Annotated in this window: 14 protein-coding genes, 1 tRNA gene and 1 pseudogene; 11 read left to right on the top strand and 5 right to left on the bottom strand. The window is 32.0% G+C overall.

Annotated elements, in window-relative coordinates; all coding sequences use genetic code 11:
• Nucleotides 1-15 precede the first annotated feature (15 nt).
• Genes JEY78_RS09855 through JEY78_RS09835 form a run of 5 tightly spaced genes read left to right on the top strand, consistent with a single transcriptional unit; the run spans nucleotide 16 to nucleotide 5,995 of the window.
• Complete coding sequence (locus JEY78_RS09855) at nucleotides 16-726, top strand: hypothetical protein (protein ID WP_291850305.1); 711 nt, start codon at nucleotides 16-18, stop codon at nucleotides 724-726.
• Nucleotides 727-750: 24 nt separating this feature from the next.
• Nucleotides 751-2,994: a hypothetical protein gene (locus JEY78_RS09850; RefSeq protein ID WP_291850303.1), complete on the top strand. Its 2,244-nt coding sequence runs from the start codon at nucleotides 751-753 to the stop codon at nucleotides 2,992-2,994.
• A gap of 21 nt (nucleotides 2,995-3,015) precedes the next feature.
• Nucleotides 3,016-3,930 carry a hypothetical protein gene (locus JEY78_RS09845; protein WP_291850300.1) on the top strand — a complete coding sequence of 305 codons (915 nt, stop codon included), beginning with the start codon at nucleotides 3,016-3,018 and terminating at the stop codon, nucleotides 3,928-3,930.
• 11 nt (nucleotides 3,931-3,941) lie between these two features.
• On the top strand, nucleotides 3,942-5,009 hold the full coding sequence (locus JEY78_RS09840; RefSeq protein WP_291850297.1) for a hypothetical protein: 1,068 nt from the start codon (nucleotides 3,942-3,944) through the stop codon (nucleotides 5,007-5,009).
• Nucleotides 5,010-5,020: 11 nt separating this feature from the next.
• Nucleotides 5,021-5,995 (top strand): hypothetical protein, encoded by a 975-nt coding sequence (locus JEY78_RS09835; protein ID WP_291850294.1) that lies wholly within the window; start codon nucleotides 5,021-5,023, stop codon nucleotides 5,993-5,995.
• 171 nt (nucleotides 5,996-6,166) lie between these two features.
• On the opposite strand, the gene JEY78_RS09830 is transcribed toward JEY78_RS09835, so the two are convergent.
• Nucleotides 6,167-6,251 (bottom strand) — tRNA-Ser (locus JEY78_RS09830).
• 135 nt (nucleotides 6,252-6,386) lie between these two features.
• Here JEY78_RS09830 and JEY78_RS09825 point away from each other — a divergent pair.
• Nucleotides 6,387-7,138, top strand: a pseudogene (locus JEY78_RS09825) (sulfite exporter TauE/SafE family protein).
• A gap of 68 nt (nucleotides 7,139-7,206) precedes the next feature.
• On the top strand, nucleotides 7,207-8,256 hold the full coding sequence (gene aroC / locus JEY78_RS09820; RefSeq protein WP_291850292.1) for a chorismate synthase: 1,050 nt from the start codon (nucleotides 7,207-7,209) through the stop codon (nucleotides 8,254-8,256).
• 36 nt (nucleotides 8,257-8,292) lie between these two features.
• On the opposite strand, the gene JEY78_RS09815 is transcribed toward aroC, so the two are convergent.
• The 4 genes from JEY78_RS09815 to gltB all read right to left on the bottom strand — a co-directional run bounded on the left by JEY78_RS09815 (nucleotide 8,293) and on the right by gltB (nucleotide 15,594).
• Nucleotides 8,293-8,850 (bottom strand): PepSY-associated TM helix domain-containing protein, encoded by a 558-nt coding sequence (locus tag JEY78_RS09815; protein ID WP_291850289.1) that lies wholly within the window; start codon nucleotides 8,848-8,850, stop codon nucleotides 8,293-8,295.
• 12 nt (nucleotides 8,851-8,862) lie between these two features.
• Nucleotides 8,863-9,390, bottom strand: a complete 528-nt coding sequence (locus JEY78_RS09810; RefSeq protein ID WP_291850286.1) for a hypothetical protein — start codon at nucleotides 9,388-9,390, stop codon at nucleotides 8,863-8,865.
• 227 nt (nucleotides 9,391-9,617) lie between these two features.
• A complete protein-coding gene (locus JEY78_RS09805; protein WP_291850283.1) occupies nucleotides 9,618-11,078 on the bottom strand; it encodes a glutamate synthase subunit beta in 1,461 nt (486 codons plus the stop codon).
• A gap of 4 nt (nucleotides 11,079-11,082) precedes the next feature.
• The gene (gene gltB, locus JEY78_RS09800) at nucleotides 11,083-15,594 is read right to left on the bottom strand and encodes a glutamate synthase large subunit (RefSeq protein WP_291850280.1); all 4,512 of its coding nucleotides are present in this window, start codon (nucleotides 15,592-15,594) and stop codon (nucleotides 11,083-11,085) included.
• Nucleotides 15,595-15,922: 328 nt separating this feature from the next.
• On the opposite strand from gltB, the gene JEY78_RS09795 reads away from it, so the two are divergent.
• From JEY78_RS09795 to JEY78_RS09780, 4 genes are all read left to right on the top strand, one after another.
• Nucleotides 15,923-16,342, top strand: a complete 420-nt coding sequence (locus tag JEY78_RS09795; RefSeq protein WP_291850277.1) for a helix-turn-helix domain-containing protein — start codon at nucleotides 15,923-15,925, stop codon at nucleotides 16,340-16,342.
• A 116-nt stretch (nucleotides 16,343-16,458) separates the two neighbouring features.
• The gene (locus JEY78_RS09790; RefSeq protein WP_291850274.1) at nucleotides 16,459-17,634 is read left to right on the top strand and encodes a hypothetical protein; all 1,176 of its coding nucleotides are present in this window, start codon (nucleotides 16,459-16,461) and stop codon (nucleotides 17,632-17,634) included.
• Nucleotides 17,635-17,645: 11 nt separating this feature from the next.
• A complete protein-coding gene (locus JEY78_RS09785) occupies nucleotides 17,646-17,900 on the top strand; it encodes a DUF4212 domain-containing protein (RefSeq protein ID WP_291850270.1) in 255 nt (84 codons plus the stop codon).
• A 22-nt stretch (nucleotides 17,901-17,922) separates the two neighbouring features.
• Nucleotides 17,923-19,614 carry a sodium:solute symporter family protein gene (locus JEY78_RS09780; protein WP_291850268.1) on the top strand — a complete coding sequence of 564 codons (1,692 nt, stop codon included), beginning with the start codon at nucleotides 17,923-17,925 and terminating at the stop codon, nucleotides 19,612-19,614.
• The last annotated feature ends 253 nt before the right edge of the window (nucleotides 19,615-19,867 follow it).

The following is a 19,867-nucleotide window of genomic DNA, read 5'->3' as shown; positions in this document are numbered from 1 at the left end:
TAAAATATAAAAATTATGAATACCAAAAAAATATTTTCTCTATTGCTCGTCATATTTGGCGAGGCATTACTGATTCTTTGTTTCCTACATTTTGGAAGAAATGTTCAAACCGAAATACTTACGTTGACCATTGTAGTATCAACAATAACTTACAGCCTCCTATTTATTGATATTTTTGTACCATGGGTAAATTTTAAAGATAAATCTCAAAAAACTATTGGTTCAATCGGACTGCGATGGTTTTTCACTTTTTTTTATATGCTACTTGCTATTGGCGCAATGATAGTATTCAATTCTGTAAAACCTATTCATTTTACAAGCCAAATCATAATTCAGGGAATTTTATTTTTCTTTTTATTAATAGGTTTTTTCTTGGCTTTTTCTTCTTCAGATAAAATTCAAGAAGTTTATGTAGAGGAAAAACTAAATCGTGACAGGATTGATGAAATGAAAAAAGCGACTAAAGAAGTTCAGCTAAAAATTGATCAGATGAAAAATATCCCAATGGACATTATTAATAAATTAAAGGATTTGCAGGAGAATCTTCGCTTTCTTTCTCCATCTAATAATAGAAATGCTAATGAACTTGAAGCAAAGTTTGTTGAAGAAATGAGAGTGTTAAATGGTTGTTTTTTTGATATTCCTTTGGATCTCGAAAAAATAAACGACAAGATACAGAATTGTAATCGCACTTTAATAGAAAGAAAACAAGTTTTTTCCAATTAATATAAATCTAAAAATTTAAAAAGTATGAAAGGTAAAATTTTCCCTGAAACAAGTAATATTTTCCAAGACCAAGCGAAGATATTATTTAACTATTATCAGCAAATGGCTGAAAAAATAGTACAAGAAGAAGAACGCATTGAAAAAGAAATTGTGAAACTCGAAGAAGAAAAAAGCGTTTTAAATCAGGATTTGGCAAAAGCCAAATTATGGAAATGGGTGCTTTGCATTTTGATAATTCCTTTTATCTATTTCATGATTAAAGAAAGCGGATTAATAAAACAAATTGTGGTACTTGATGAAAGAGTAAATGAATTTAAAAAACTACACAAGGAAATTTTCCGTGATTATAAAGTAAGTAAATTGGGTGTTGCTTATGTGCCAGTTGCAGACCAAATAAAATATGAAAGTAAAAGCTTTATAGTCGACTATACAGGAATGGTTGATGAGTCAGAAGTTAAATTGCAACTTTCAAGACAAAATGATTTATTAATTGAAACTATTTCGAGTTTGGAAAATTTATCAGCCCAAGCTCCTTTAGTAGAATCATCAGTTGAAATTGAAGAAATTGAAACCGCCCAATATTCTACTTCAATGCAGCAAATTAACCAACACGATTATTTTGGAAAATTAGAAAGGTCTTTGCGGACTATTTCATACTGCATGGACGATTTAGATGTTACTTCGGTTTCATTGCCTCTAGTTGCAAATGAAAGCAGTTATTTGAATTTCTTAAAAGAGTTTTCAACAAATGAAGTTCCTGAAGGTTCGCCCGTTTTTGAGGTTTTTAATACTGAAAAACACAAGGATGATATTGCTAAATTTCAAGAGCTGAACAAACTTAAAGATTCGCTTTCAAGACATTCTGCTCAATTTGAGGATGTATTAAGGGGCTTAATGGTTACAATGGCTAGCTCAGTTCAAGCAATTTCCGCACTTAAAGTAGCTTCTACTGACAAAATTGTATTTGAATCAAATAAGGTACTTTATAAAATATTAAAATCACCTTATAATCACTATTCACCTGTATTAGAGGCATCTGAAATTGAAAGGATAAAAAATGAAAATTTCAATTATGCCGAAGCAGTAAGTGATTATGTTCCTTTTCAATTAAAAGAAAGTTCAAAAGTTAGATACAATTTACTTTCAGATACTTGGACAGCAGAAGATGGAAGCACTACAAATTTCCCATTTGGGGTTCATCAAATTCATGAAGAAATTGTTGCGCCTATAGTTCAAAACTTAATGAATGAAACAAGAATTGAAAGATTAAAAATCTACAATCATATTAAAGGTCAAAAAATTAGTTACCTAAACAAATGGCATCAAGATACTGAAGATTTCTATGGCAGAAATCGTGCTGAAAGTGCAGACTTAATTAATTTAATGCGTGCCAGTTTACGAGATTATGTTGCAGCATACAATACCTTAACTTCTTTAAAGAAAACAGAAGACAGCATGGCTAAATCAGGTGGTTCGCTTGATTCAACAGTTGTAACTGCTACTGAAAATTCCGCAGAAGTATTTGCGGCATTTGAATTACAATCTAAAGAATTCGAAAATGTTCAGATGGATTTTGAGAGCTATATGGAACGTCTAAAAGAGGATATTGATGTTAAAGCAGGAAAATTTGAGCATATAGATTATTATGATGCTTTACTAAGAGATGGTAATTCAAAAGATATTGCAGTTGCAAGTAGCGAAGTGCATGAACTTGACGAAAGGAGAAAGCCTTTAATTACAGTAAATCCATTGTTTGCTAAAACATCAGAAATGCCTCCAAAACCTAATGTTGAAGATATTACTTACGATCATATCTCTTTAAATTTACCAAGTATTGCAAAGAACACATTGAGAGAACTTGATGAAGATTTAGTTTTGGACCCAACTACAAATGTTGAAGAAGCTGCAGATATTGCTAGCAGTACTTCCGTTATTGAAGAAGTAGTTGATGATAATGCTGCTATTTTGAGCTCTGATGAAGAAGTTATTAGGAGCGAAGAAGAACATTCGTTAGGTGAAGAGAATAATGAAGAAAATTTAGAATCCGATGAAGTGGAAAGTGATGAAGAGCAGGAAACAGATGCGGAGATTTACACAAAAGAGGAGCTTGAAGAATTATCAGATTCTGAGATAGTAGAAATTATGAATAAATGGAATATTAAACCCAATGAAGAATTTGATAGAGATAATGCCATATGGACAATACTGTTTCTGCAAGGGAATGCAAACGAGAATGAAGATGAGGGCGATAATAAAACAAATAATTAAACTCATTTAAAATTAAAAATTATGGCAACATTTAATTATACGGTAGATACAAAGCCAATGGCAGAAGAAATCAGAAGCGTTTCGCATCATGTGAACGCAACAACTGGCGCTGTGGTAGCTATGCAAACTGCTGTTATTTTCGCAGAAGAAAAAGCAGCCGATCATGTTTGCAACAATGTGAATAAGGGGTTTTATTCACTAATACGCTCCCAAATATCGCAGAAGATGGCTAAACTGCAAAGCGATGTTGATTCTAACTTAATGCAGCTAGTTCAGCAAAAAAATGCTTTGTTAAGCATTAAAAACAGAATGCAACGTGATTACAATATGATTGCAGGGCGATATGGTAAACTTTTTAATGGACTTAATGCAAATCTAAAACAAAGAGTTTTTGAGCTAGATAAGCCAACAATTGATTTTGCAATTAAAGAAGTTGATAAAGTTTCCAACAGAACTAAATATCTGACAGCATCAATACCTATAACACAGTTAGAATCGATTTCATTAAGTCAGAGAATCGTTGCTTCAAATATTAAACTCAAAGGACTAAATGTAATCAACTCTATGAGAAGTTTTCTTTTTGAAATGAATACTCAGAAAAAACTTACAGACCAAATCCTTATTAATGACAACAGATATGCGGAAAATGCAACAATTTTTATACCTATTGTAATTTGTGAGTGTAACAGAGATAAAACAGATAGCAAGAATATAGAGATAATTATTTCTGATGTTGAGTTAGATAATTTCTCAAAATCTGCAATTCAGAATTCTGCTTATACTGAAATGAATAATGTTGAATGGTCACAAAAGACAGCTCCAAATTCTGAAATTAAAAATGAGTTCAGTAAATTACTATCTTCTTCATCTAAAGCACAAAGGGTAAAGGATTTGGCTATGCAATTGTTTCAATCTAATAATTTCCAAACCATTTAAATGATAAAAATATGAGTTACACTAGAAATTATAGAGAAAGGATAGCTGTGCATTATTCAGGTTCAGTTAGCTACAGTTATCCAGCTTCTCAAAATGGTGGGTCAGGAAGGGCTCATTTTAGCGGGACAGAATACGAAGAAGTAGATGTACATATCAATGTAGACACTAATCCATTTGATAATAGTGTTGAAAATTGCAATAGAAATGTCAACTTACTTACTGGAGCTGTTGTAGCTACTGAAGCTGCACAACTAGTTTCAATTGATAAAAACTCTAAAAAGGTTGCAAGTACAATCATTTCAGGTTTTTTTGGATATATCCGTTCTGAAATTAGTCAGCAAGTGGCTGAACTATCGCAGAATATTGATGCTCAATTAATGCATCTGAAAGAATTAGCTCATTCTTGCCTTACCAAGAAGAAACAGATGGAAGGAGATTTTAATAGGATTTCCAATCGCTATATTAAGATTTTTGATGATTTAAATAATGAATTATCAAATAGGATTCATGAATTAGATAAGCCAACATTTGTTTTTAAAAAAGAAACGGATGCTCAAAGCAAAAGAACATCTGAAAATGACTTGGTAAATACAGCAGCCATTCTAAGCGGTGAATGTGGGGATTTGCATACTAAAATTAGCACTTCAATCGCAAAGAAAAGAGCTTTAGACACTTTGAATCAAGCAAAGGTTTTTTTGTGGCAACAGAAAAAGTTAAACAATACGATACAAAGATGTATGTTGAATGAAAATTTTGATAATCAAAAATTTTCTCCTGTTTGTTTCATTGAGACAAATAACGAAAAAAATCAGATTGCTAAGAATTTGTTTACTCCCACATTTTTAACGGCACTTCAAGAGAGCAATAAAAAAAGTGAGATAATTGAACATTTCGCTGAAGCGTCAAATTCGTGGAGTGCTATTCCAAAGGAATATAACGACAATTTGAATTTGTATTTTAACTCTGAGTTGAATAAGTCATATTCCTCTGCTGACCAGCATGCTGAAAGAGTCAAAGAGATGATTCAGAAAATAGCCAATCTTGGCTCAATGAAAGTAATTAATTTTCAAAAAATTTAAAACTTAAAAACATGAAAGAATTAAAAGAACTTCGTTTTAATGAGACGAATATACAACTTAAAGATAATTTGGTTAAAGGCTCAATACTACCTGAAAAAATAGTAGAACTTGACAGAACAATAACAATTCAAGGAAACTCAGTTATTGAGGGAGCAGTTTATGCACATAAACTAGAAATTCAACAAGGTGATTCTGAAATTAAAGGAGCTGTTTTTACGCAACTTGAATTGTATGTAAACAGTGAAGCAACTGGTAATATCTCTTTCAAAAAGAGCGTTGGTTCAGCTAACTCTATTGTTTCCAGAGCGCCAAAATGTAATATTATGTTTTATTCAGACATAAATGCTAAAAGTGTAACGCTTTACAATGCATTTGTGGCAGGAAGTATTTACGCTGATGAAATTATTTTACAGAATTGCGTTGTTATTGGTGGCGTATTTGCAACTCAAAATATTGATATTACAAATTCAATTGTTGGTACTTTTAATACTCCGTCAATTAAAGCTTCACAAGCAGTATGGCTATTATTACCAAGTGCTTTTTCAATTGAGAAAATTGTAATGATACCAGGTACAAAATTCTTTAATTTAAGTTTAGCTGACTTAGGTTCCCTTTATAAAGGCATGAAACAGAGAGCTAATTCGGGTAAAATTGAAATGAATCTTGAATTTGACGCAGTAAAAACAACGCTTACTAATGAAGAAACTCAGAAAACATTAAGAAGTTATACTGTTGTTGGTAAAGTTTTGGCTGCTGACTTATTGGATATGGACAAATTTCAAAATCATTTTTTACTAACAGCAGCAAGTTTGGGTTCACAATTACTCAAAAATTATGACTTGGGTGTTAATTCCAAGGGAGAACCTGTTACTTTGACTTTTGATAAAATAAGGAATCTCTTCTTTGACATCTTACTTGGTAAAATTGAAGTTCAAGAAATTAATGGAAACTTTGATATTTCACAAATAACAGGAAAATTTAACTAATCAATGCCGGTCGTAAAGTAAGCACATTTGCAAACCACTAAACGGCCGTATAATTGCATTTAAATGATTAATTAATAAATGTTTTTGAAATACTTCAACTTTAGAATTATCACCTATCCTGTCGCCTTAAAAAATAAAACCCTGTAAATCAATGATTTACAGGGTTTTTTGCGGAGAAAGAGGGATTCGAACCCCCGGAGGTGTGACCCTCAACAGTTTTCAAGACTGCCGCATTCGACCACTCTGCCATTTCTCCTTGAGTGTCTCATCAGCTATTCGCTGAATGCGGGTGCAAATATAGAAACCTTTTTTCTTTTGCTCAAATATTTTTGTGTTTTTTTTCAATTTTTTTCATAAATAAATACAGTACTTTTGCTAATCATTTAATTTTATGGATGCTACGTTACAAATACTCATTTTAATTTCAATTGGGTTTATTGCAGGTTTTATAAATACTATTGCTGGTGGAGGATCATTATTAACATTGCCAATTCTAATTTTTTTAGGTTTACCTCCAAATATTGCAAATGGAACAAACAGAATTGGAATTCTATTTCAAAGTATTTTTACTACCGCTGGTTTTAAAAGTAAAGGAATAGTTACATTCCCTTTCAGTATTTATATTGGTATTTCTGCTTTGTTTGGTTCTATTTTGGGAGCTCAAATTGCTATAGATATTAAAGGTGAGACTTTCAATAAAATTTTAGCAGTTATAATGATAATGGTAGTTGCGTTTATGGTTTTAAAATCAAAATATAAGCAATTGGATAGCCTTGAAAAAACTACTGGTAAGCATTTATGGATAAGTATATTAATATTCTTTTTTGTTGGGGTTTATGGTGGTTTTATTCAAGCAGGTGTAGGGATAATAATGCTGTTTGTATTATCATCCGTTAATAATATTTCATTAGTAAAAAGTAATGCTATAAAGGTTATGGTTGCCTTAATTTTACAATTTCAGCTGTGGCAGTTTTTGCTTATAGCGATAAAATTAATTGGAAATTGGGGTTAATTTTAGCCATTGGAAATTCAATTGGTGGGTGGTTAGCTAGTAGGTGGTCAGTTAAAAAAGGCGATACGTTATTACAAAAATTTTTAATTGTTATGGTTATCATTTTGGCAATAAAGTTGTGGTTTTTTTAAATTTATTTCAATACATTATTAACAGATCTGTAAAATTCTTTTTTTACATTTGTCGCTAAAATAGTACTATGTCTAATTCATTTGGAAAAATATTTACGATAACAACTTTTGGAGAATCTCATGGACCTGCTATTGGTGGGGTTATTGATGGTTGTCCTGCAGGAATTGATCTTGACTTAGAGGAAATTCAAGCGGAGTTGGATAGAAGAAAACCTGGTCAGTCTAAAATTGTTACGCAAAGGAAAGAACCAGATGAGGTTCAGTTTCTTTCAGGTATTTTTGAAGGGAAAACAACTGGAGCTTCTATTGGATTTATAATTAATAATGTACACCAGCGTTCAAACGATTATACTCATATAAAAGATTCATATAGGCCATCTCATGCAGATTATACATATGATAAGAAATATGGTGTTAGAGATTATAGAGGCGGTGGAAGAACTTCAGCAAGAGAAACTGCTAATTGGGTTGTTGGTGGAGCAATAGCAAAACAAGTAATTCCTGAAATTAAAATAAATGCATATACGTCATCAGTTGGTGATTTGTTTTTAGAAAAGCCATATCAGGATTTAGATTTTTCTAAAACGGAAGATAATATTGTTCGTTGTCCAGATGATGAAGTTGCTGAAAAAATGATTAAAAAGATTGATGAAATAAGAAAGAAAGGCGATACTATTGGCGGAACGGTAACTTGTGTCATTAAAAATGTCCCGGTGGGATTAGGAGAACCTATTTTTGATAAATTACACGCACAGCTAGGAAAAGCAATGCTTTCAATTAATGCAGTGAAAGGTTTTGAATATGGTAGTGGTTTTTGTGGTGCAAAAATGAAAGGTAGTGAGCATAATGATATATTTAACGCTGATGGCTCAACTAAAACCAATCTTTCAGGAGGTATTCAAGGAGGAATAAGTAACGGAATGGATATTTATTTTAGAGTTGCTTTTAAGCCTGTAGCTACTATAATGCAGGGGCAACAAACTATAGATAAAAGTGGTAACATTGTTGAAATGCATGGGAAAGGTCGTCACGATCCTTGTGTTGTGCCAAGAGCTGTGCCTATTGTAGAAGCTTTAGCTGCTATGGTATTGGTAGATTTTATGTTATTGAATAAATAAGAAATACGGCTGAAATTAAATTTCAGCCGTATTTTTTTAAGCATATATGATTATAAAGAGTAGTGGAATTAAAAAACCTAATGCGGTATATATTCCACCCCAACCTTTTAATCCGTTTTTTCCTTTATTCATAAATAATGATGTTACTGCAAATAGTATAAGGGCCCCAGCAAAAATATCTGAAAACCACGTCCAAATTTTATTAGGATTGTAATGCAAGTAATTTACTTCATAAAAAATAGGACGCCTTTTTAAAAACTCAGCATTTCCAGTACCATTTTTTATATTTACAACAATTGAAGAACCTCCTTTTAAAAATATTTTTAAATTATTTTGTGAAGGAAAATAGTGTTTTTTATAATTATCTCTATTATCAATATCATCAAGTAATTTTAAAATATTAGTTTTTAATGAAGCTGTTTTTTCCAAGTTTAATGATGTAGAAAACTGTTTGTTTTCAACAGAATAATTTGGGTTCCAGTCGCTCATATGATTTAAAGCAATTCCAGAAATAGCATAAATTAATGTGGTACCAATAAAGAAGAAACCAATATCTCTATGAAGTATTCTACTCCATTTTCGAATGTTTTTCATAAAAAATTTGATTTATTCAGCTTCTGAATGAGAAACATATTTTAATGAATATAAAGAAATATGGTCTACATTATTTGCCTTCATTTGGTCTCTATATTGTTGAACGTGTTTCTTTTTAGCTTCAAATTGTTCTTTGTTTGAAACACCTTCAGAATGACTTTTAATGTTGTCTTCATCCATTTTTAAACAATAAGATTCGTCAATTCTTTCTTCTACAACAGTACCAGTTACTGAAATTTCAGTTCCTTTTAATGTTTCTTCAAACCTTTCATCAGAATTTACATGAACATCACCATCATCTGTAACCAATAATATTTTTTTACCTCCATGTTTACAAACGTGGTCAACAATTCCTTTAACTTCAACTTCTTTATTAACAAATTCTCCTGCTTTTGTATCAAATTCACCTAAAGCAATAATTGGAGTTTTTGTAACTTCAACTTCAGCTGTTTGTGAACTTTCATCAATGTTGGGTTTAGATTCTGTTTTACAAGAAATTATAATAGCTGATAGCATTAAAAGAAATACAATTTTTTTCATTTTAGTATTATTTAAATTTATAAAATACGTGTTTTACGCAACTATAAAAATAGGAATGTAAAGATTTGAAATTGATGATAAATATCAGCTATCTAATTGTTATTAAGTAACTTAAGTTGCTTAATTCTTATAAAGTACAGATTGTTAGGTAGTTGTTATACAATAAAAAAACACCTTTAACAATTAGCTAAAGGTGTTTTAAATTATTTGATAAAATGAAGTTAGATTTATACTCCTAACAAATCTCCATTTCCTTTAGTTGGTAAATCAGATTTCCCCATTAAATAGATGTCTACTTGTCTTGCAGCTTCTCGTCCCTCAGAAATAGCCCAAACAATTAAAGATTGTCCTCTACGCATATCACCAGCAGTAAAAATATTAGGAATGTTTGTTTGGTAATTCCCTTCAGCTGCTTTATAATTTGAGCGTTCATCAAGATTTAATCCCAGTTGGTCAGCAATTGTTTTTTCTGGACCAGTAAAACCTAAAGCTAATAAAGCTAAATCACAAGGCCAAGTTTTTTCAGTACCTTCAATTTCCATTAGTTGAGGGCGTTGGCCAGGAACCATTTTCCATTCTACATTTACAGTCTTTAATCCTGTTAGTTTTCCAGAAGCATCTTTAATAAATTCTTTCGTATTTATTAACCAGTTTCTATCACAACCTTCTTCATGTGATGAAGAAGTTTTTAGTTGTAACGGCCAAAATGGCCAAGGTGTTGAAGGTGAGCGTTGTCCTGGAGGCTTCGGCATAATTTCAAAATTTGTAACTGAATTAGCTCCTTGTCTATTAGATGTTCCAACACAATCCGAACCAGTATCTCCACCACCAATTACAATTACATTTTTGTTTGTTGCTACTACTTGGTCTTTCACTTCTTTTCCAAAAAGAACCTTGGTTTGTTGCGTTAAAAAATCCATTGCTTGAACAACTCCAATTGCATCTGCTCCTAAAGTTGGTAAACTCCTTCTTTCTGTCGCTCCACCGCATAAAAGAACAGCATCAAAAGATTTTAGCTCCTCAACTTTGTAGTTTACACCAACGTTCACGTTTACTTGAAATAGAATTCCTTCTGCTTTTAAAATAGCAATACGGCGATCAATAATTTCCTTTTCTAATTTAAAGTTTGGAATACCATACCTTAATAACCCTCCCAATTCATCATCTCTTTCAAAAACTGTAACGGTGTGTCCGGCTCTGTTAAGTTGTTGAGCAGCAGCCAATCCAGCAGGGCCAGATCCAATAATAGCAATTGTTTTTCCTGTTCTTAATTTTGGTATTAATGGTTTAATCCATCCTTCTTTAAAAGCACGTTCTACAATATTTTTCTCTAAATTTTCAATAGAAACTGGATCTTCAATAATACCAAGAACACATGCTTTTTCGCAAGGTGCAGGGCATAATCTTCCAGTAAATTCTGGAAAATTATTTGTTGAATGTAATATCCAAGATGCTTTTTGCCATTCTCCTTGATGCACCATATGATTAAAATCTGGAATCAAATTTCCCAGTGGGCAACCACTATGGCAAAATGGAATTCCACAATCCATACAACGAGAACCTTGTTTAGTTATTTCTGTTTCACTTAGTGAAATTGTAAATTCTTTATAATGCATTACACGATTTTTTACATCAGTATATGCTTCGTCTTTTCTTTCAAATTCTTTAAAACCTGTTACTTTCCCCATAGTTCTATGCTGTTAATTCTTCAACCATTTGTTCTTCTGTTTCTAAACGTTTTAATGCACGTTTGTATTCAATTGGCATAATTCTAACAAAACTACTTAAGCTAGTTTCCCAATTTGATAATAATTCTTTACCAAGATTACTGTTGGTATAAAGAACATGTTTTTCAATTAATGCTTTCAAATCTTGTGCATCTTCAGGCGCTATTTCTTCAAATTCAATAGTGTCAGTATTACACAATCCATTAATGAATTTATTTTCTGGATCATAAATGTATGCAATTCCACCACTCATACCTGCAGCAAAGTTTCGTCCAGTGCTACCTAAAACAACTACTTTTCCGCCCGTCATATATTCGCAGCAGTGATCACCAACTCCTTCAACAACAGCAATTGCTCCAGAGTTTCTAACTGCGAAACGTTCGCCAGCCATACCATTTATAAAAGCCTCACCTGCTACTGCACCAAATAAACAAACGTTTCCAACAATTACATTTTTTTCTGCTAAAAATGTTGCTGAAGTAGGTTTCTTTACAATTAACTTAGCTCCAGATAATCCTTTTCCTAAATAATCATTGGTATTTCCTTCAACAGTAAAAGTTAATCCATATGCACCAAAAGCTCCAAAACTTTGACCAGCTGAACCGGTAAAATTAATATTCAAGGTGTTTTCAGGTAAGCCTAAATGACCATATATTTTTGAAATTTCATTACTTACAATGGCTCCAACAGACCTGTCTGTATTTGCAATTGGATACGCTAATGTCATTTTTTCTTTTCTGTATAAAGCTCTGTGTGAATCTTTTAGAATTTTGAAATCCATCACGTTTTCTAAATTATGATCTTGTTTTTCAGTATTCTTTAGTGTCATTTCACTGTATTTCGCAGGTCTGTGTAAAATTGCAGATAAATCAAGTCCTTTAGCTTTGTAGTGGGTAATGGCTTTGTTGGCATTTATTTTATGTGTTTGACCAACCATTTCATTTAGTGTTCTGAATCCTAATTCAGCCATAATGTTTCTTAATTCTTCTGCAATATAATAGAAGAAATTAATTACGTGTTCTGGAGTTCCTTTAAAGTTTTTACGCAATTCTTTATCTTGAGTTGCAATTCCAACAGGACATGTATTTAAATGACATTTACGCATCATAATACAACCTGAAGCTACTAACGGCGCTGTTGCAAAACCAAATTCTTCAGCACCTAATAAAGCTGCAATTGCTACATCACGACCTGTTTTTAACTGACCGTCACATTCTACAACAATTCTACTTCTTAAGTTATTTAAAACTAAAGTTTGTTGTGCTTCAGCCAAGCCAAGTTCCCAAGGTAAACCCGCATGTTTTAATGATGTAAGTGGTGATGCGCCTGTTCCTCCGTCGTAACCAGAAATTAAAACAACATCAGCTTTTGCTTTTGAAACTCCAGCTGCAATTGTTCCAACACCAACTTCAGAAACCAATTTTACGTTAATTCTAGCCTCTCTATTTGCATTTTTTAAATCGAAAATTAATTGTGCTAAATCTTCAATGGAATAAATATCGTGATGTGGTGGAGGAGAAATTAATCCAACAAATGGAGTAGAGTTTCTTGCTGCAGCTATCCAAGGTAAAACTTTTTCACCAGGTAGTTGTCCACCTTCACCAGGTTTTGCTCCCTGAGCCATTTTAATTTGAATTTCCTGAGCATTTGTTAAATAATGCGATGTTACTCCAAATCGTCCTGAAGCTACTTGTTTAATTGCAGAGTTTCTGCTATCACCATTTATATCTTTTTGGAAACGTTTTCTATCTTCACCACCTTCACCAGAATTTGATTTTCCACCAATTCTGTTCATTGCGATAGCTAAATTTTCGTGTGCTTCTCTAGAGATTGATCCGTAAGACATTGCTCCAGTTTTAAAACGTTTTACAATATCAGTCCAAGGTTCCACCTCATTTAACGGAATAGGATCAAAGTTATCAAACTCAAATAAACCACGAATTGTCATTAAGTTTTCAGATTGCTCGTTTATTGCTTTAGCATAAATATCATAACTTGCCTGATCACTTAATCTTACAGCTTGTTGTAATTTTGAAATGGTTGTTGGATTAAACATATGTTTTTCTCCATTTCTTCTCCATCTGTAATCTCCACCAATGTTTAAACCTAAACGTTTATTTATAAAAGTGTCTGGATAAGCATATTTATATCTTTCATTAATCTCTCTTTCAACTTCATATAATCCAATACCTTCAATTCTTGAAGCGGTGTAAGGGAAGTATTTTTCAACAAAAGCAGAGTTGAATCCAACAATTTCAAAAATTTGAGAACCTCTATATGAATGTAATGTTGAGATTCCAATTTTGTTCATTATTTTTAAAATACCATATCCAATAGCTTTGTTAAAATTGTCAACGGCTTGTTGTTCAGTTAAATCTTTAATAAACCCTTCTTGAACTTGCATTCTAATAATTTCATTTACCATATATGGATTTATGGCACTTGCGCCATAGCCAAATAATGTTGCAAAATGATGAGGTTCACGAGGTTCCGCAGATTCAATAACAATATCAAAATAAGATCTTTTACGCAAACGATTCATTTGGTGGTTTACATAAGAACATGCTAATAATGATGGAATTGGTGCAAATTCTTTATTTACGCCTCTATCGGACAAAATAATAATATTTGCGCCATTATCAATTGCTTTTGTAACTTGAATAATTATATTATCTAAAGCTTCTTCTAAACCATTTAATCCTTTATCTTTTTGATAAAGCATTTCAAAAGTTTCGGCTTTAAAGTTTAAAACAGAAACAGTTCTTATTTTTTCTAAGTCATTATTAGAAATAACTGGGTTTTGAATTCTTAATTTTCTACACTGTCGTTCTGTAATACTGAAAATATTTCTGTCTTTACCTAAGTTTAAGCTAATATCTGTTACAATTTCTTCTCTAATTCCATCTAATGGTGGATTTGTAACTTGAGCGAATAATTGTTTAAAATAGTTTGAAATTAGTTGAGGTTTGTCTGACAAAACAGCCAAAGGAGTATCTGTCCCCATAGAACCTAAAGCTTCTTTTCCTTTAAGTGCCATTGGTGTAATTACTTCCTGAATATCTTCTATAGTGTAATTAAATAAACGTTGCCTTGTTTTTAAATCTATGGTTTCTACGGAACAAACTTCACCTTCATAAGGAATATCTTTTAAGTGCAATCTGGTTTCATCTAACCATTTTTTATAAGGTCTTTCAGAAACAATTTTACTTTTAATTTCTTCATCTTTAATAATTCTTCCTTCGTTCATGTCTACCAGAAACATTTTTCCAGGTTCTAATCTGCCATGAACTTCAACATCGGCAGGATCAATATTTACAACACCAATTTCTGATGCCATAATTAGTTTACCGCTTTTTGTAATAGTATATCTTGAAGGTCTTAATCCGTTTCTATCTAATAAAGCACCTATATAATCTCCGTCTGTAAAAGGAACAGAAGCTGGGCCATCCCAAGGTTCCATAATACAACAATTGTATTCATAGAAAGCTTTTCTTTCTTCAGACATTGTTTTGTGTTTTTCCCAAGCTTCGGGAATCATCATCATCATAATTTCAGGTAAAGACCTTCCAGAATGTGTTAATAATTCAACTACCATATCCATAGAAGCAGAATCTGATTTTCCAGGTAAAATTATTGGGAATAATTTTTCTATTTGCGGTCCAAATACATCACTTCTCATGATTTCTTCACGAACACGCATTCTACTCACGTTTCCTCTCAACGTATTAATTTCACCATTTTGACACATATATCTAAAAGGTTGTGCTAATTCCCACGAAGGCATTGTATTTGTTGAAAAACGCTGATGTACTAAAGCCAATCTAGTTACTAAATCAGGTTGCTGTAAATCGGTATAATAAGGCCCAATATCTTCAGGCATAATTATACCTTTATATATTAATGTGGTTGTTGAAAGGCTTGGAAGATAAAAATATGAGCTTTCAGACATTTTTGAAGCAGCAATCGCGTGCTCAGTAATTTTACGAGCAGCATATAATTTAGCTTTAAAATTTTCGTCGGAAGTATTTTCTGGTTTAGGGATGAAAATTTGCTCAATAGTTGGTTCTGAAGCCAATGCTATTGGGCCTAATTGAGAAGAATCTACAGGAACTTTTCTCCAACCTAAAATAGAAAGACCTTGTTCTTTAATTTCTTTTTCAAATATATCTTTACAAAATTGGTATTGATTATTTTTTTTAGGTAAAAAAACCATTCCAACTGCATATTCTCTTTGATTAGGAATATCAAACTTACAAACTCTTTTAAAATATTCATGTGGAATATCTATTAAAAGTCCTGCACCATCTCCTGTTTTTCCATCTGAACTTACACCGCCACGATGCTCTAGCTGCACTAGTATTTCTAAAGCGTCATGTATAATTTGGTTGGTTTTTTCTCCTTTTAAGTTACAAATAAACCCTGCGCCACAGTTTTCATGCTCAAATTCTGGTAAGTAAAGTCCTTGTTTTTTTAACATATTCAGTTTAGTTTTTGAATGTTTACAAAAATAGAGAAATTAGTTTCAGAATGTGAATGATTTTACGAAAACGTTGTAATTGTGATAATATAATTTTGAAATTGTTATTAATAATTAAATCGTTAAATTTTGGTTATCATTTTATGATTTATGTAAAAAAAATGATTCATAAAATTTAATTAAAATGTATTGAAAATTCAAAAACGTCAGTTTTTGGAAATTTTTAATTATTGGCGTTAAAAAATTTTATAAGTAAATTTTGCGCTGTTTTTGAATTAAGTTTTGTTTTAAAATGCTAAATTAATATATTTATGCAAAAATAATATATATGAATATTGAGTTTTGCCCAAATTGTACTTCAGACCAATATGTTAAGAGTGGTGTTATTAAAGATAGACAGCGTTATAAATGTAAAAAATGCGGTTATTATTTTACTGTAAATAAAATTGGAAAGCAGATAGACTCCTATTATGTTAACAAAGCCTTGCAATTATATTTAGAAGGATTGAGTTATAGAGAAATTGAACGAATTCTAGGGATTTCACATGTGAGTATTATCAATTGGGTGAAAAAATACAATGTAAAAAGACCATATAGCTTTGAATATCACTCTACTTATAAAATTTTAAATGCCACAGAACTCGCTAAATATTTTGCCGATAATAAAAATTTAATAGGTGCAGGTGTTATTGTTACTGAACTTGGTGATAAATTTATGTTGATAAGGTGGGAGCGATTTAAGGAGTAACTATAGTATATTAGCATATATATATATAGAATTTCTTCTCACACTTTTTTATTTTCATATTGTGATGGTTAAAATTAATTTTTAACAATAATTAATTAACTAACCAAATATACATTATGAAAAAACAACTTTCAGTACTGTTAATTGCTTTATTAATAGCTACTTGCTTCAGTTATGGTCAGTCAGACACTGCTGACAAAAAATTCGGTATAAATTGGAGTGGATTTGTTAAAACCGACTTTATGTACGACACGCGTCAGGTAGTAAATGCTCGAGAAGGACACTTTAATATTTTACCAGCAGCAGAAAATTTAGTTGGAGGGAAGGACTTGAATGATCAATCTAACTTCAATATTTTATCAATTCAAACAAGGTTAAAAGCTGCAATTTCCGGGCCCGACTTTTTTGGCATGAAAACGTCTGGAGCAATTGAAGCTGCCTTTTTTGGTAATTCTGATGCCTCAATAGGTGAGTTGCGTTTAAGGCATGCATTTGTACAACTATCCAATGATAAAATTGAAATTTTAATGGGGCAATACTGGCACCCGATGTTTGTAACCGCTGTTTTTCCGGGAACTTATTCATTTAATACAGGTGTACCATTTCAGCCATTTTCTAGAAATCCTCAATTGCGCATCACTACAAAAGGAAATGTTAAATTTATTGGAGTTTTATTTACAGAAAGAGATTTTCAAACCAGAGGAGCTAGTGTAAGTAAATCTGGAATTCCACAATTTCATGCGCAATTACAATTTGGGAAAGCTTCCGAAACTTTAGGAGGTATTGGTTTTAATGTTAAATCTAGTCAGCCAAATTTAGGAGATGATAATTTAACAAGCACGGCATTTATTGGTTATTTTAGAACTAAACTGGGTAGTTCTACCTGGAAAGGAGAGGCTACTTTTGGTCAGAATATGACAGATTTACTTCAAATTGGTGGTTTTGGAACTGCTACAAATGGTGATTTTGTTAATAATAAAACGCTTTCTATGTGGACAGAATTTAGCGGTGATTTTTCGGAAACTATGGAATGGGGATTATTTGGTGGATATGCTGAAAATGGTGGGTTTGGTGAAGCTATAACTTATGTAAATGGGTTTTTAGGAACTGTGGAAAATGCATTTAGAATTGCACCTAGAATTGGCTGGAAATCTGGTGCTTTAACAATAGGTGTTGAAGGTGAATATACCAACGCTCAATATGGTTCAATTGATGGAAATGGAGATATTACATCTTCCGTTGATCCAGTAAATAATTTCAGATTATTAACAACAGCAATTTATAAATTTTAAAACCTACAATTATGTCAAAAACAGATATGAAAGCATATTGGAAAGAAAATCTTGGTTATTTAGCTATTCTGCTAAGTATATGGTTTTTAGTTTCCTATGTGTTTGGAATTTTATTAGTAGATCAGTTAAATACCATCAAAGTTGCTGGGTTTAAACTTGGTTTCTGGTTCGCGCAACAAGGGTCAATGTATGTGTTTGTTATCTTAATATTCGTCTATGTAAAATTGATGAATAAATTAGATAAAAAATACGGTGTAGACGAATAATTAATCTTTAAAAAATTAAATCATGGGAATATTAGCATGGACATGGATACTTGTTGGACTAACTTTTGCACTATATATAGGAATTGCAATTTGGGCTAGAGCAGGATCTTCAAAAGAATTTTATGTAGCGGGTGGAGGAGTTCCTCCAATAATGAATGGTATGGCTACAGCAGCTGACTGGATGTCGGCAGCATCATTTATTTCATTAGCAGGAATTGTATCTTTTCAAGGATATGATGGATCTGTTTATCTTATGGGATGGACCGGAGGTTATGTCTTATTGGCTTTATTATTAGCGCCTTACCTAAGAAAATTTGGGAAATTTACGGTGCCTGATTTTATTGGAGATAGATATTACTCAAACACAGCACGTGTGGTGGCAGTTATAGCGGCATTAATTGTTTCATTTACATATGTTGCTGGGCAAATGCGAGGAGTTGGAATTGTTTTTTCACGTTATTTAGAAGTAGATATCAATACAGGCGTTTATATAGGAATGGCTATCGTTTTATTTTATGCTGTTTTGGGTGGAATGAAAGGAATTACCTACACGCAAGTTGCACAATATTGTGTATTAATATTTGCCTTTATGGTTCCAGCAATATTTATTTCCTTTCAAATGACAGGGAACCCAATTCCGCAATTAGGTTTTGGAGGAACTGGTGAAGATGGTATTTATTTATTAGATAAATTAGATGGTTTATCAACAGAACTTGGTTTTCATGAATATACTTCCGGAAGCAAATCTATGATTGATGTATTTGCTATTACAACTGCATTAATGGTTGGAACAGCAGGTTTACCACATGTAATTGTTCGTTTTTTCACTGTACCAAGAGTAAAAGATGCACGTGTTTCCGCAGGATGGGCATTGCTTTTTATTGCTATTTTATATACTACAGTTCCTGCTGTTGCAGTTTTTGCAAGAATTAAATTGGTTGAAACGGTTAGTAATACTAAATATGAAGAACTACCACAGTGGTTTAATAATTGGGAAAAAACAGGATTATTAAATTATGAAGATAAAAATGCTGACGGAATTGTACAATATGTAGCAGACAAAGAAATTAATGAACTAACAATTGATCAAGATATTATGGTGTTGGCAAATCCAGAGATTGCACAATTACCAAATTGGGTAATTGCATTAGTTGGAGCAGGTGGTTTAGCCGCAGCTTTATCAACAGCAGCAGGATTACTTTTGGTAATTGCTTCATCAATTTCACATGATTTATTCAAAAAAATTATAAAACCAGATATTTCAGAAAAAGGAGAATTATTAGCAGCGCGTTTAAGTGCTTTTGTAGCAGTTTTAATTGCAGGTTATTTTGGGATTCATCCGCCAGGATTTGTCGCCGCAGTGGTAGCATTAGCTTTTGGTTTAGCAGCAGCATCATTTTTCCCAGCCATTTTATTAGGAATTTTTGATAAACGAATGAACAAAGAAGGCGCTATTTCAGGAATGATAGTTGGATTGTCTTTAATGTTCTTTTATATGGCAAAATATAAGTTAGGTTGGATTGGAGAAATGCCAGATAAAAGCGAATGGTGGTTTGGAATTTCACCGGAAGGGTTTGGAACCGTAGCAATGATTGTAAACTTTGTTGTTTCATTAGTTGTATCTAGATTAACACCAGAACCACCTCAACATGTTCAAGAAATAGTTGAACATATTAGAATACCTTCTGGAGCAGGGGAAGCAAGCAGTCATTAGTAAATAGTTAGTATAAAACGGCACTATATTTTTATAGTGCTGTTTTATTTATTTAGGAATAAATTTATTTAATGAAAAAACGTCACCAACAAAAATTAATAGTGTTAGCATTTAGTCTACTATGCTTACTAAATATTCCTATTATTTTAATTTTTAATAGCAATACGGTAGTTATTGGTCTTCCTTTAATTTACCTATACATATTTTTTGTTTGGATAGTTAGTATAATTGTTTCATATATCATTTTAAAAAA

The sequence above is a fragment of the Lutibacter sp. genome (assembly GCF_016342705.1).
Lineage (GTDB): Bacteria > Bacteroidota > Bacteroidia > Flavobacteriales > Flavobacteriaceae > Lutibacter.
Note: the sequence above shows the minus strand (reverse complement) of the source record. Positions and strands in the feature narration are given on the sequence as shown.

What these genes read in the sequence shown, in the direction of transcription:
- gltB (WP_291850280.1), bottom strand. Translation starts at nt 15,594, where the DNA reads ATGTTAAAAAAACAAGGACTTTACTTACCAGAATTTGAGCATGAAAAC.
- JEY78_RS09840 (WP_291850297.1), top strand. Translation starts at nt 3,942, where the DNA reads ATGAGTTACACTAGAAATTATAGAGAAAGGATAGCTGTGCATTATTCA.
- JEY78_RS09815 (WP_291850289.1), bottom strand. Translation starts at nt 8,850, where the DNA reads ATGAAAAACATTCGAAAATGGAGTAGAATACTTCATAGAGATATTGGT.
- JEY78_RS09850 (WP_291850303.1), top strand. Translation starts at nt 751, where the DNA reads ATGAAAGGTAAAATTTTCCCTGAAACAAGTAATATTTTCCAAGACCAA.
- JEY78_RS09795 (WP_291850277.1), top strand. Translation starts at nt 15,923, where the DNA reads ATGAATATTGAGTTTTGCCCAAATTGTACTTCAGACCAATATGTTAAG.
- JEY78_RS09780 (WP_291850268.1), top strand. Translation starts at nt 17,923, where the DNA reads ATGGGAATATTAGCATGGACATGGATACTTGTTGGACTAACTTTTGCA.
- JEY78_RS09790 (WP_291850274.1), top strand. Translation starts at nt 16,459, where the DNA reads ATGAAAAAACAACTTTCAGTACTGTTAATTGCTTTATTAATAGCTACT.
- JEY78_RS09810 (WP_291850286.1), bottom strand. Translation starts at nt 9,390, where the DNA reads ATGAAAAAAATTGTATTTCTTTTAATGCTATCAGCTATTATAATTTCT.
- JEY78_RS09805 (WP_291850283.1), bottom strand. Translation starts at nt 11,078, where the DNA reads ATGGGGAAAGTAACAGGTTTTAAAGAATTTGAAAGAAAAGACGAAGCA.
- JEY78_RS09855 (WP_291850305.1), top strand. Translation starts at nt 16, where the DNA reads ATGAATACCAAAAAAATATTTTCTCTATTGCTCGTCATATTTGGCGAG.
- JEY78_RS09835 (WP_291850294.1), top strand. Translation starts at nt 5,021, where the DNA reads ATGAAAGAATTAAAAGAACTTCGTTTTAATGAGACGAATATACAACTT.
- JEY78_RS09785 (WP_291850270.1), top strand. Translation starts at nt 17,646, where the DNA reads ATGTCAAAAACAGATATGAAAGCATATTGGAAAGAAAATCTTGGTTAT.
- JEY78_RS09845 (WP_291850300.1), top strand. Translation starts at nt 3,016, where the DNA reads ATGGCAACATTTAATTATACGGTAGATACAAAGCCAATGGCAGAAGAA.
- aroC (WP_291850292.1), top strand. Translation starts at nt 7,207, where the DNA reads ATGTCTAATTCATTTGGAAAAATATTTACGATAACAACTTTTGGAGAA.